The sequence below is a fragment of the Bacteroides sp. MSSM.1001136sp1_RTP21357st2_D2_RTP21359_211015 genome, assembly GCF_040913205.1.
GTDB lineage: Bacteria > Bacteroidota > Bacteroidia > Bacteroidales > Bacteroidaceae > Bacteroides > Bacteroides ovatus.
In genome coordinates, this window is sequence record NZ_JBDFVF010000013.1 from 95,962 (window position 1) to 110,981 (window position 15,020).

Below are 15,020 nucleotides of genomic sequence, written 5' to 3' on the forward strand. Positions count from 1 at the left end.
AATAATCATATAATATGAAATCTAAATTACTAAAAGACATTTCTCATTTTTTAGGTGTCTTGATGGCAGTTGTATTAGTCATGACCTATACATCTTGTTCAGATGAGGATACCACTGACACTACTGGTTTCGCACTTTATTATTTAGGCATGACCGATATAGGTCCATCTATGAGCGGGATCATTTCAGAGCCTTCTTACAAAGGGAGCGTTCCTTCCGATTTTACAATCACAAGCATCACATTAAACGGTGAACCTTATATGGGTAGTGATTTTATTATCAATAAAGAAACCGGTGCTATTGAAATCAATAGTGCAAAAGACACACCGATAGGCTTATATAAAATTTCCATTTCATGTATGGCTGGTGGTTCGTATCATGAGTACAAGGATATTGTAGAAGTAAACATGATGAAACCTGTACCGGATGGCATCACTGTAGAACCTAATGAAATTCAAATAGAATACAGCATTGTTTCAGATGCAGAAAGCACGGAAGAATTACCTACAGCACAAGTTAAGACTGATGGTAATCATGTATCTATTACCAAATATGAAATAGCAAAAAGTGACATTTCTTCATTCTTCAATATCTCCCAAACAGGAGAAATTACAATTGTAAGAGGAAGCGATATTGCACCTGGAATACATACTCTTTCATTAAAACTCACTACCGGCGCATCGTCTGAAGATGAAGGAATCTTTGAGAATGCATTGACTATCAATGTCACATCTAAACCTTTAGGATTAACTTATGAACCTAACGAAGGATTGATAGAAGCTGAAACAGCGGAAGGACCCGAAACCACTTTCAAAAGTGAAGCTCCAATGCTAAAAGGCTCTTTGGAAAATATAGCCTATTCTATTAAAAGCATCGAACCATCAACGGATAAAATTAAAATTGATCCGACAACAGGTGTACTCTCTGTCGACAAACATCACGGCTTTGAAATAGGTCAGGAATATGTAATATCTGTAAAAGTAGCAAATAAATATGCTACAGATGGAGTATCATTTAACAATGTATATACTCTTAAAGTAGTAAACAGAATTGTACCTGTAGCAAACTTTAGCTATCCTGTGAATGTAGAAATATATGAATCATCACCATTAAAAGTAACTCCTGATGAAGGACTTGAAGGAGATGGGATTACGTTCACATTAAAGGATGATCTAAATAAACAGTTGTCTATTGACAAAAATGGAGTAGTATCTGCAAAGAAAGGCCACACCATACCAAACGGAGACTATACCATTACAGTGACTGCATCTAATACTAAAAATTCAAAAGAAGCGTCATTCAACTTAAAGGTTAAGAATAATCCGAATAAATTTAGCTTCATACGCTACGGAAATAACATTGGGGTAGATGCAATAAGCAATGCCAATCAATTTAGAATCACAGTAGATAAAGCAGCCGATGCTGCTACGATTCTAAGTAAATTCACAATAGAAGCTCCTACTACAGATATCACAGGAAAAAATGTACGATGGAGTATCAGAAACGGAAAGAACTGTGATAAGTTGGAAATAGATGAAAATGGTAAGATTTCATTTGCAAATGCTATATGGCCAGGATTAGATGCAACAGATCCAGTAGCCACAAATGGTTCAGGATTCTTCTTTGTTACAGCCACTGTTGGTGAAGACAAAGATTCTGAATTCTCACTGGAAGTACCTGTCTTTATACATTATGACTTGGTTATAGCTGGTGTTCATGTATTATATAATCCATTTGTATTCCAAGTTAATCCAAAAACAATTGGTAATAGTACTTATTCTGAAAAACCAATTATTAAAGGTATAGATGCGGAAGCTTTATCATTGTTCACTTTAGACTACAGACGTTCATTTAACTATACGGCAATTAGCGGTACATTTACCAATGGCGATCCTAAAACTTCTAACTTCCTGAACACTCTCTGGACTAAATTCGGAGAAGACTCTGGTAGAGGGGTTAACACAGGTTCCAGGAATGCTATTTCCTATTATGCCAATATAGAGAAAAATAAAAACACTTTAAGTTATGCTATAGGATATGTTGATCCTACTAACGGGCTTGCCCTCAAATTGAATCCTAATAAATGGGTTTTAGACGGAGAGTATCCTAATGGTATATTCACAGGTCAGATGACTTTCGATAAAACTGGAGCAGATCCTCAAAAAGGTAGTCAGGTGTTCCCGCTAATCATCTGGTTCGATCCTAACTTCTAAATACTAATACGTTAAAAATAGAAATTATGTATAACATAAACAATCTAATTAAATCAATAAGCATAAGAGGGTATTTCACCCTCTTAGCACTGATAGTCACAATCAGCGTATATGCTCAAGAATTAACTTTAAAAGGTGTTATTGTAGACGAAACAGACACACCTCTTATTGGAGCAACTATACAAGCTAAAGGCACCTCGACAGGAGCTATCACAGATTTTGATGGAAAATTTACTCTAAAAGCAAAAAAAGGAGCTACAATTTCTATCTCTTACATTGGTTATAAAACACAAGAACTAAAATTCAATGGTCAAAGATCCATTAATATAAAAATGGTTCCAGATAACCAGGCACTAGATGAGGTAGTAGTAGTTGGATATGGCGCGATGAAACGTAGCGATTTGACAGGTTCTGTTGCTTCTGTTGCTGCCAAAGATATTGAAGGATTTCAAACAAGTTCTGTAGCAGGTGCATTAGGTGGACAAATAGCCGGAGTGCAAATCACATCTACAGATGGTACTCCTGGTGCAGGGTTCAACATCAACATTCGTGGTGTAGGAAGTCTGACAGGTGATTCAAGCCCGCTCTACATTGTAGACGGTTTTCAGGTAGACGACATTGATTATTTATCAAATTCAGATATTGAATCTATTGAAGTACTTAAAGACGCTTCATCTTCTGCCATTTATGGTGCACGTGCAGCAAATGGTGTTGTGATGATTACAACAAAATCAGGAAAAAGCGGGAAACCACAAATTAGCTATAATGGTTCTGCAAGTTATCGTAAAATCTCTAAAACATTGGATGTATTATCTCCCTACGAATTTGTGAAATTACAGGGTGAAGTTAATAATGATCTCTTGAGCAGTTACATTTCTGACAAAGAATTTGATGATGCCGGAAAACCAATTAGATACCATTCATTAGAAGATTATGTAGGCGTAAAAGGAGTAGATTGGCAAGAAGAGACTTTCAACCCGACTTGGTCTCAAGATCATAATTTCTCTCTTAGAGGTGGTAGCAATGATACACAATATAATGCGGCTTTTTCTCGCTATGTAGAAAACGGTATCTTCAACAACAGCGGTTTTGACAAAACAACAGCTAAGTTTCGTATAGATCAAAAGATTAATAAAAATATATCGTTCAATGCAACTATTAACTATGCTTTAACTAATCGTAAAGGTGTAGGAACAACAGCTGATTCCGGACGCTTCAATATGTTAGCTCAGATACTTAGCGCACGTCCCACAGGTGGAAATAAGCTAACCGACGAAGAATTATTGCATTCGGCCATTGACCCGGAAATGCTAGAAACAGGCGAAAGCCTAGCACAGGTTAATCCTGTTATGCAAACTCAATCTGTAACTAACAATAAACGTGGCGAAATGTGGTCTGGAAATGCATCTGTAAGCTGGCAGATCATACAAGGACTTACTTTTAAGAGTGCCGGGACATATAATACAACCAATAGCCGCACTGACATTTTTTATAAAAATGGCTCTAAGGAAGCATATCGTAATGGTGAACAACCTTATGGACGTACAACCATGCAACGCGATGTACGCTGGACCAACTTTAATACTTTAACCTGGAAACAAAAGGTAAAGAAACATAATTATGATGTCATGCTAGGACACGAAGTATCCTACAAAAGTACAGAATATTTGTTAGGTGAAGCAATGGGATTCCCTTTCGATCAAATGGAAAATGACAACATGGGGCTAGGTGCAACTCCAAGTAAGGTTGAAAGTACTTACTATGATAAAACGTTATTATCATTTTATGCACGTGCTAACTATAATTACGACAATCGTTATCTATTTACAGCAACAGTACGTGCCGATGGTTCTACGGTATTCTCATCAAATAAGAAATGGGGATTCTTCCCTTCTTTCTCTGCAGCGTGGCGTGTATCAGAAGAAGCATTCATGAAAGATATTAAATGGATTTCAAATTTCAAAATTCGTTTAGGTTGGGGTACAGTAGGAAATGACAATATACCTAACTATCTATCTCTGGACCTATATGAAGCAAATAAATATGGCATAGGCAATAGTAGTGTTACTGTTTTAAATCCTAAACAACTTAGAAATAAGAATTTGAAATGGGAAGGATCAAACACTACTAACTTAGGTATTGACTTAGGTTTCTTTGACAACCGCCTAAATTTAACCGCTGAATTCTTTATCAAGAATACAAAAGACTTGCTATTGTCACAATCACTGGCACATATTACAGGATTTGACTCACAAATGCAAAACGTAGGAAAAATTCAAAATAAGGGTATTGAATTAAGTTTAAACAGCACCAATATTCAAACTCGGAATTTTACTTGGCAAACCAACTTTAATATATCATTCATCAGGAATACATTGAAGTCACTGGCGTCAGGAGTAAACTACATGCAAGCACGTTCTGGCTTTGATAGCAATTTCACTTCATATGATTATATGGCTATTGTCGGACAATCGCTTGGTCTGATTTACGGATATGAATTTGATGGTATTTATCAATATTCAGATTTTTATTCAGTTCCGGGTTCCAGCACTTTAATATTAAAGGAAGGCGTAACAAGCAATCCAAGTCTTGGAAACAGATTGTCTCCGGGAGCAGTTAAATATAAAGATCAAGATGGTGATGGAGTAATAACAACTAAAGACCGTACTGTTATCGGTAATGCTTTGCCTAAATGGTATGGTGGTATCACTAACACATTCAACTATAAAGGTATTGATTTTAGCTTTATGTTGCAATTCAATTACGGCAATGACATTTATAATGCAACCCGTTTGTATGCAACTCAAACCAATACACAACGTAGAAACCAATTAGCAGAAGTAGCAGACCGTTGGAGTCCGACAAACGCTTCAAACAAGGTACCTCGCTACAATGGATACGTAGTAAACGATGTGTATTCACGATTTGTAGAAGATGGTTCTTTCCTACGTTTAAAGAATATAACACTAGGATATACACTGCCTCATAAATGGACTCGTAGTTTCCATGTATCCAAACTTCGCGTATATGCTACCGGACAAAATCTCTTCTGCCTTAACAACTATAGCGGATATGATCCGGAAGTAAGTACAGCCAGCAAAAGTCCTATGACTCCCGGACTGGATTGGGGTGCTTATCCTAAGAGTAGAGTATTTACATTTGGTATTGATTTACAGTTCTAATATGAGAAAATAATATGAAGAAATTAATATATTACATAGCAATGTCCATTCTGTGCATTTTACCTTATTCATGCTCATTAGATGAAGAGGCAAGAAGCGAAATGGAAAAGAAGAATTACATGACTAATGCTAAAGAAGCACAAGATGTTCTATTAGGAGTATATCGTACAACTGTTGAAGATGCTGCATACGGGTATCATCTATCTTTCTTGTTCAACATGGGAACAGATATATCTCAAGGAGAAGGTTCCGATATAACGAATTATCGTATCATTGTCAATAACGCTTTTCCTACTACCCAAGTAGAAATTCAACAAACATGGCAAGTTCTTTATAAAGGTATCTACAGAGCAAACGACTTCCTGGAACGTATTAGTGGAAAAATAGAGACTTATAATACTACTGATAAAAAAATCGCAACTCTTTATATAGCCGAAGCCAGAGCGTTAAGAGCCATGTTCTATTTCGAGTTAGTTCGTCGTTATGGAAATATTCCTTTGATTACCAGTACAGAGATGTCTTATCAAGCTCCTACTACTTTTACACAGGCTACTCCTGATAAAGTATATGAATTTATTGAAGACGATCTTCTTTATGCTAGTGAAGTCCTACCATATGCAATCGACGATCAGCTTCGTGAGAACACATCATATCGTTTTAGTAAAGGGGCAGCACTTGGGCTCTTGGCAAAAGTGTATGCTACATGGGCAGGATATCCTGTACAAAATACAGCAAAATGGGAAGATGCTGCCAAAACAGCACGTATCCTCATCGAATCCGGCAAACATTCATTACTGCGCAATTATGAAAAGTTATGGGAAAATACTTGTAGCAGTGTATGGGATCCAACAGAAAGCTTAATCGAGATTTCATTCTATTCTCCTACCGTATCTGGTTCTGGAGATCCTGTAGGGCGTATCGGCAAATGGAATGGAGTAAAAACAACAGCTATCGCCGGTGTACGAGGTAGTTGTGCAGGAAATATGAAAGTAGTCCATACATTCGTGCTCGATTGGAGAGACGGCAAAAATGCAAATGACAAACGTCGCGATCTATCAGTAGCAAACTATAAGTATGATGACGATTACGTATTATGGGCTAAAGGTAAAAGTGACACGGAAGAATCTGCAAAATTAAAAGACCAAGATCCCACTCAAGCTCAAAAAGAAAAACAAAACTATACACCAGCCAAATGGGATCTTATAAAATACCAAAAGACAGGTGGGGTTATCAATAACGATAAATCTAACGCAAACTGGTATTTCTTACGTTATGCAGATGTATTACTCATCTATGCCGAAGCGCTGAATGAATGGAAACATGGTCCTACCACAGAAGCTTATGCTGCAATTAACGAAGTTCGTCGTCGTGGATATGGATATCCTAGCAATACAGGAAGCTGCGACCTTTCAAACTTAAATGAAGAAACTTTCCGTGAAGCAGTCAGAAAAGAACGTGCGTATGAATTAGCATTTGAAGGTCATCGTCGTATGGATTTAGTTCGCTGGGGCATCTATTATGAAACTATACAAAAAACGAATGCTGCTTTAGCAAACTGGTGGGATTCTGCAGATAATTACAGATATTTGTTATATAAATATACAGAGAAAAACAAACATGAATTACTGCCTATTCCACAACGTGAAAAGGACTTGTGTATTCAGTTCAAACAAAACCCTGGTTGGTAACAAAATCTCTATAACTTCTCTCCAATATGCCTTAAATAGGGCATATTGGAGATATTTAAAACCTTTTTCAACAAAATCAAAACTTGAAAAGCTCTATTTAAACGCCTTTTCGACAATCCTGTAACACAAAATTAGGTCTTTCGCCTACTTTTGCATCAGTTACAAAACTTCTAAAAACAATCACTTAAAATGAATAACATGAAAAAGAAACTTGTTCTCTTTGCTTCGGTTAGTATTGCACTCGCGTCGTGCCAGACAACCCCAAAGGAAGACTACAGTTGGATAAAAAAAGGACTGGATGTAGCTTCTGCCCAATTACAACTTTCTGCTGAAGAGGTTAGTGGTACAGGGATGTTGCCACGCTCCATCCGTACCGGCTATGACATGGATTTCCTTTGCCGTCAGTTGGAAAGAGATTCATTAACATTTAAAGATTCCCTACGTGCACAACCTACTGCCGAGCAATTAGGCAAACGTCGCCTCTGCAACGTTTATGACTGGACGAGCGGTTTCTTCCCCGGTTCATTATGGTATGCATACGAACTGACAGGAAACGATACACTGAAAACTCAAGCAATCGAATATACCAATCTTCTGAATCCGGTACGCTATTATAAAGGTACACATGATTTGGGATTTATGGTCAACTGTAGCTACGGCAATGCAGAACGTCTTTCACCTAACGATACCATCGCTGCTGTGATGAGAGAAACTGCCGATAACCTTTGCGGTCGTTTCAATGATTCTATCGGTGCTATCCGTTCATGGGATTTCGGAACATGGAACTTCCCGGTTATCATCGACAATATGATGAACCTTGATCTTCTGTTCAATGTAGCAAAAGCAACAGGCGACAATAGATATAAAGACATCGCTATCAAACATGCCATGACAACGATGCATAATCACTTCCGCCCGGATTATACTTGCTGGCATGTAGTAAGCTATAACAGCGATGGTACAGTAGAACGAAAACAAACCCACCAAGGCAAGAACGATGATTCTTCATGGGCACGCGGACAGGCATGGGCTGTGTACGGATATACCGCTTGTTTCCGCGAAACAAATGATAGTATCTTCCTGAACTTTGCAAAGGATATAGCTGATATGATTATGGATCGCGTAAAAACAGACGACGCTATTCCTTATTGGGATTATGATGCTCCTGTAACCAAAGAAACTCCACGCGATGTATCTGCTGCTTCTGTCACTGCTTCTGCAATGATCGAACTAAGCACAATGGTTCCCGATGGACAGAAATATCTGGATTATGCGGAAAAAATTCTGAAGAGTCTGTCAAGTGATGCATATCTTGCAAAAGTGGGTGACAATCAAGGATTCATTTTGATGCATTCCGTAGGTTCACTGCCCAATGGTTCTGAAATCGACACTCCACTGAACTATGCTGACTACTATTATCTGGAAGCATTGAAGAGATTCATGGATCTGAAAGGTATCAACTACAAAGATATCTAATACATAAAATTATAACACCTATTATATCATGAATAAAACTTTAAAGTACATCGTTCTGCTTGCAATCGCATGTTTCGTAAGCAAGGGTTATGCCCAAGAACTGAAAAGCGAAGTCTTTTCTCTTCTTAACCTAGACTATCCGGGACTGGAGAAAGTAAAAGCTTTGCATCAGGAGGGTAAAGATGAGGATGCTGCCAAAGCATTGCTGGACTATTACCGTGCACGTACCAACGTAAAAACTCCGGATATCAATCTGAACAAGGTGACTATCAGCAAAGAAGAACAGCAATGGGCGGATGACGGATTGAAACATACATTCTTCGTACATAAAGGTTATCAACCTTCTTACAATTATGGAGAAGATATCAACTGGCAATACTGGCCGGTGAAAGATAATGAGCTCCGCTGGCAGTTGCACCGTCACAAATGGTTCACTCCAATGGGTAAAGCTTACCGTATATCCGGTGATGAAAAATATGCTAAAGAATGGGCACACCAGTATATCGACTGGATTAAAAAGAATCCATTGGTGAAGATGGACAAGAAAGAATATGAGCTGGTAAGTGATGGAAAAATCAAAGGTGAAGTAGAAAACGTACGTTTTGCATGGCGTCCTCTGGAAGTGAGTAATCGTCTGCAAGACCAGACTTCACAGTTCCAGTTATTCCTTCCCTCCCCTTCTTTCACTCCGGACTTCCTGACAGAATTCCTAGTGAACTATTACAAACATGCTGTACATATCCTTGCTAATTACTCGGATCAAGGCAACCACTTACTGTTTGAAGCTCAACGCATGATTTATGCAGGTGCCTTTTTCCCTGAATTCAAAGATGCTCCGGCTTGGAGAAAAAGTGGTATCGACATTCTGAACCGTGAAATTCACGTACAGGTATACGAAGATGGCGGACAGTTCGAACTTGACCCACATTATCATCTGGCAGCTATTAACATTTTCTGTAAAGCCTTAGGTATCGCAGATACTAACGGATTCCGTAAGGAATTCCCTCAAGATTATTTGGATACCATTGAAAACATGATTATGTTCTATGCAAACATTTCTTTCCCTGATTACACCAATCCATGTTTCAGCGACGCCAAGTTGACAACAAAGAAAGAAATGGTGAAAAACTACAAGTCATGGAGTAAACTGTTCCCGAAGAACCAGGCAATCAAATACTTTGCTACAGAAGGAAAAGAAGGTGCATTGCCGGATTATATGTCTAAAGGTTTCCTGAAATCAGGCTTCTTTGTATTCCGTAATTCATGGGGAATGGATGCTACCCAAATGGTAGTAAAGGCAGGTCCGAAAGCTTTCTGGCACTGTCAGCCGGATAATGGTACATTTGAACTTTGGTTCAACGGCAAGAATTTGTTCCCGGATTCTGGTTCGTATGTATACGCCGGTGAAGGCGAAGTAATGGAACAACGCAACTGGCACCGTCAGACTTGTGTTCACAACACAGTAACCCTGGACAACAAGAATCTCGATACAACAGAATCTGTTACTAAGTTGTGGCAACCGGAAGGTGCTATCCAGACTTTAGTGACTGAAAATCCGAGTTACAAGAATCTGAAACACCGTCGTTCTGTTTTCTTCGTTGATAACACTTACTTTGTCATTGTAGATGAAATGGCAGGTAGCGGTAAAGGTTCTATCAATCTCCACTATCAGATGCCGAAAGGAGAAATTGCCAACAGCCGCGAAGACATGACGTTCCTGACACAGTTTGAGGATGGAAGCAACATGAAACTGCAATGCTTCGGCCCTGCTGGCATGAGTATGAAGAAAGAACTAGGATGGTGTTCAACTGCTTATCGCAAACGCTACAAACGTATGAATGTATCGTTCAACGTGAGAAAAGACGGCGAAGAAGCTGTACGTTACATCACTGTTATCTACCCGGTTAAGAAAAGCGCAGATGCCCCTAAATTTGACGCTAAATTCAAGAACAAAGCGTTCGATGAAAACGGTCTGGAAGTAGAAGTGAAAGTAAACGGAAAGAAACAGTCATTAAAATACAAACTATAAAAAGCCTCAAAGCCTCTCCCTGCCCCTTTTCTTGGGAGAGGCTTCTTATCATTATGGAAAACTATTACACCTCCTCTACCCTACTCTTCCCATTGGCAGCACTAAGCCTCGTTTCTTGCAACAGCCAAAAGAAAGAAGAAGTCAGACAGCCGAACATCATCTTCATGATGACGGATGATCACACCACTCAAGCAATGTCCTGTTATGGAGGCAATCTGATCCAAACTCCTAATATGGATCGGATTGCCAATGAAGGTATTCGCTTTGATAATTGTTACGCTGTCAATGCTCTTTCGGGACCTTCACGTGCTTGCATCCTCACCGGCAAGTTCAGTCACGAGAATGGTTTTACCGATAATGCAAGTACATTCAACGGCGATCAACAGACATTCCCCAAACTTCTTCAGCAAGCCGGATACCAGACTGCCATGATCGGCAAATGGCACCTCATCAGCGAACCGCAAGGTTTCGACCATTGGAGTATCCTTAGCGGCCAACATGAGCAAGGTGACTATTACGATCCTGATTTCTGGGAAGACGGAAAACATATCGTAGAAAAAGGATATGCTACGGATATTATTACCGACAAAGCAATTAAATTCCTTGAAGGACGGGACAAGAACAAACCGTTCTGCATGATGTATCACCAGAAAGCCCCACACCGTAACTGGATGCCCGCTCCCCGTCATTTAGGCATATTCAATAATACAACTTTCCCGGAACCGGCTAATCTGTTCGACGACTACGAAGGTCGTGGAAGAGCTGCTCGCGAGCAGGATATGTCTATCGAGCACACGTTGACAAACGACTGGGATCTCAAATTGATGACTCGTGAAGAGATGCTGAAAGATACAACCAACCGTCTTTATAGTGTATATAAACGTATGCCTATTGAAGTTCAGGATAAATGGGATTCTGTATACGCCGGGCGCATTGCCGAATACCGCAAAGGTGACTTGAAAGGCAAATCTTTAATCAGCTGGAAATATCAACAATATATGCGCGATTATCTGGCTACGGTTCTGGCAGTAGACGAAAATATCGGCCGACTACTGAATTATCTCGAAAAGATTGGTGAACTGGACAATACAATCATTGTCTACACCTCCGACCAGGGTTTCTTCCTTGGAGAACATGGCTGGTTTGACAAACGCTTCATGTATGAAGAATGTCAGCGCATGCCTCTTATCATCCGTTACCCGAAAGCAATCAAAGCAGGAAGTACCAGTAATGCAATCAGCATGAATGTAGACTTTGCTCCTACCTTCCTCGACTTTGCCGGAGTAGATATCCCGTCAGATATTCAAGGAGCTTCTTTGAAACCGATATTGGTCAACGAAGGCAAAACCCCGGCCGACTGGCGTAAAGCTGCTTATTACCATTATTACGAGTACCCTGCAGAACACTCTGTAAAACGTCACTATGGTATCCGTACACAAGATTTCAAACTGATTCATTTCTACAACGATATTGACGAATGGGAAATGTATGACATGAAAGCTGATCCGAGAGAGATGAACAACGTCTTCGGCAAACCGGAGTATGCTAAAGTACAAAAAGAGCTGATGGAGCTACTTCAGGACACTCAAAAACAGTACAAAGATACTGACCCGGATGAAAAGGAAAAAGTCCTCTTTAAAGGTGATCGCCGACAAATGCAAAACCGCTAAGAGGAGGACATATAAATAAGAATTAATATGCTTCATTATTAGTTTACCGAATAAATTAGATAAAACCATGGATAGAAGAAAGTTTTTAAAAAACACAGGCTGGTCTTTCCTCGGATTGGCAGCTTCAGGCAGTTTGCTGGGTTCTTGCGCAGCTGGAAGCAAAGAAGCAAAAAAGATTATGCCGTCAGCCAGTAACCTCAAAATGTACTGGGGCGACTTACATAACCATTGCAACATCACATACGGACACGGCGACATGCGCGACGCTTTTGAAGCAGCGAAAGGACAATTGGATTTTGTCAGTGTCACTCCTCATGCTATGTGGCCGGATATTCCCGGAGCAGATGATCCCCGCCTGAAATGGGTGATTGATTATCACACAGGAGCTTTCAAACGTTTGCGTGAAGGCGGTTATGAGAAGTACGTAAAAATGACGAATGAATATAATAAAGAAGGTGAATTCCTTACTTTTGTCGGATACGAGGCCCACAGCATGGAACATGGTGACCATGTTGCATTGAATTATGATCTCGACGCACCGCTTGTGGAATGTACTTCTATCGAAGACTGGAAACAGAAGGCAAAAGGACACAAAGTATTTATTACTCCACATCACATGGGTTACCAGGGCGGCTATCGCGGTTACAACTGGAAATGCTTTACCGAAGGAGATATTACCCCATTCGTAGAAATGTATTCCCGTCATGGTCTGGCAGAAAGCGATCAGGGAGATTATCCTTATCTACACGATATGGGTCCGCGCCAATGGGAAGGAACCATTCAATATGGTCTTGAATTAGGCAACAAATTCGGTATCATGGCTTCTACCGATCAACATTCCGGTTATCCGGGAAGCTATGGCGACGGTCGTATCGGTGTCATGGCTCCGTCATTGACTCGCGACGCTATTTGGGAAGCTCTCCGCACCCGCCATGTATGTGCCGCAACCGGTGATAAAATTATTATCGACTTCCGCCTCAACGACGCTTTCATGGGTGACGTGGTTCGCGGTAACAGCCGCCGTATCTATCTGAACGTTACAGGTGAAAGCTGTATCGACTATGTAGATATTGTCAAGAACGGACAGATTTTAGCTCGCATGAATGGCCCGCTGACTCCGATTGCCCCGGAAGGTGATACGGTACGTTGCAAAGTTAAAGTTGATTTTGGTTGGAATCGTGAAGAGAAATACGTACATTGGCAGGGTAAACTGTCCGTGGACAAAGGACAGATCCATAGTGTAACTCCTTGTTTCCGTGGCGCAGCGTTCACTTCTCCGCAAGAAGGTGAAACTGAATTCCACACGCATGTCAACCGTATCGTATCCGTTGGCAACAAGGAAACCGAACTGGATATGTATAGCAGCAAAAATCCGAATACGACTACAGCAGCCATGCAAGCCGTCATTCTGGATGTGGAAATGCCCAAAGACGGTAAGATCATTGCCGAATTCAATGGCAAGAAGTTTGAACATACGTTGGGCGAGTTGCTCAAAGGTTCACGTTCACACTTCATGATCGGTTGGTTGAGCGAGGCGATCCTTTTCAATCGTGCTATGCCGGAAAGCTGTTTCACTTTGGAACACTACATGGAAGATAAAGAGCCGCAACGTGATACGGACTACTACTATGTACGCGTTCGCCAACGTGACGGACAATGGGCTTGGAGTTCACCGATTTGGGCAGAAAGAGTGTGATTTTTTTAAGTATTAAGTATTACTTGGTGATATGGAAAAAGAATACGCTATAGGAATTGACCTTGGCGGAACTTCTGTAAAATACGCCCTAATTGATAATGAAGGCGTATTTTACTTTCAAGGGAAGTTACCGTCGAAAGCCGATGTATCAGCAGAAGCTGTCATCGGACAGTTGGTTACTGCTATCAATGAAGTGAAAGCCTTTGCACAGGAACAAGGCTACAAAATCAATGGTATAGGAATCGGTACACCGGGCATCGTAGATTCTACAAACCGCATAGTTCTGGGAGGTGCGGAAAACATCAACGGTTGGGAAAACATACATCTGGCGGACCGCATTGAAAAGGAAACCGGATTCCCGGCTTTATTAGGAAATGATGCCAATCTGATGGGATTAGGAGAAACAATGTATGGAGCCGGACAGGGAGCCACTCATGTTGTTTTCCTAACAGTAGGAACAGGCATTGGCGGTGCAGTAGTCATCGATGGCAAATTGTTCAACGGTTATGCCAACCGGGGGACAGAACTGGGGCACGTGCCTCTCATTGCCAATGGCGAACCTTGTGCCTGTGGTTCCGTCGGCTGTCTGGAACATTATGCTTCCACTTCCGCCTTGGTACACCGTTTCAGTCAACGGATAATAGACGCAGGTATCTCCTACCCGAATGAGGAGATTAATGGAGAACTGATCGTCCGCCTTTACAAACAAGGAGATAAGATTGCACAACTATCGCTGGAAGAACACTGTGATTTTCTGGGACATGGAATTGCAGGATTCATTAATATCTTCAGCCCTCAAAAGATTGTGATCGGTGGAGGACTTTCCGAAGCCGGAGACTTTTATATTCAGAAAGTAAGCGAAAAAGCCCGCAGTTACGCCATCCCCGACTGTGCCGTGAATACTCAAATCATAGCTGCCGCTCTTGGAAACAAGGCCGGAAGTATTGGAGCCGCTTCACTCTTTTTCAAATGAAAACAAAAATAAATGATAGTTGATAGCTGATAAATGATAGTTAGTAAATGAAAGTTATCCCAACATACAAATACTCAATCATCAATTAATTAT

General features: G+C 40.4%; 8 protein-coding genes. All 8 read left to right on the forward strand.

What is annotated here, in order from left to right; translation table 11 throughout:
* Positions 1-14: 14 nt before the first annotated feature.
* The 8 genes from AB5217_RS10410 to AB5217_RS10445 all read left to right on the forward strand — a co-directional run bounded on the left by AB5217_RS10410 (position 15) and on the right by AB5217_RS10445 (position 14,927).
* A complete protein-coding gene (locus AB5217_RS10410) occupies positions 15-2,213 on the forward strand; it encodes a surface glycan-binding family protein (RefSeq protein WP_032846263.1) in 2,199 nt (732 codons plus the stop codon).
* Positions 2,214-2,239: 26 nt separating this feature from the next.
* Positions 2,240-5,395 carry a SusC/RagA family TonB-linked outer membrane protein gene (locus tag AB5217_RS10415; protein WP_004325349.1) on the forward strand — a complete coding sequence of 1,052 codons (3,156 nt, stop codon included), beginning with the start codon at positions 2,240-2,242 and terminating at the stop codon, positions 5,393-5,395.
* A gap of 14 nt (positions 5,396-5,409) precedes the next feature.
* On the forward strand, positions 5,410-7,083 hold the full coding sequence (locus AB5217_RS10420; RefSeq protein WP_032854629.1) for a RagB/SusD family nutrient uptake outer membrane protein: 1,674 nt from the start codon (positions 5,410-5,412) through the stop codon (positions 7,081-7,083).
* Positions 7,084-7,272: 189 nt separating this feature from the next.
* Positions 7,273-8,559: a DUF4995 domain-containing protein gene (locus tag AB5217_RS10425; RefSeq protein WP_004325347.1), complete on the forward strand. Its 1,287-nt coding sequence runs from the start codon at positions 7,273-7,275 to the stop codon at positions 8,557-8,559.
* Between the two features lie 28 nt (positions 8,560-8,587).
* Positions 8,588-10,588: a heparin-sulfate lyase HepC gene (gene hepC, locus AB5217_RS10430; protein ID WP_368112832.1), complete on the forward strand. Its 2,001-nt coding sequence runs from the start codon at positions 8,588-8,590 to the stop codon at positions 10,586-10,588.
* 53 nt (positions 10,589-10,641) lie between these two features.
* Complete coding sequence (locus AB5217_RS10435) at positions 10,642-12,258, forward strand: sulfatase (protein ID WP_004325345.1); 1,617 nt, start codon at positions 10,642-10,644, stop codon at positions 12,256-12,258.
* Positions 12,259-12,325: 67 nt separating this feature from the next.
* Entirely contained in the window at positions 12,326-13,954 is a 1,629-nt protein-coding gene (locus AB5217_RS10440; RefSeq protein ID WP_032843204.1) for a Tat pathway signal sequence, read from the forward strand.
* Between the two features lie 31 nt (positions 13,955-13,985).
* Positions 13,986-14,927, forward strand: coding sequence for an ROK family protein (locus tag AB5217_RS10445; RefSeq protein WP_004325343.1), 942 nt, complete (start codon positions 13,986-13,988; stop codon positions 14,925-14,927).
* Positions 14,928-15,020: the final 93 nt, after the last annotated feature.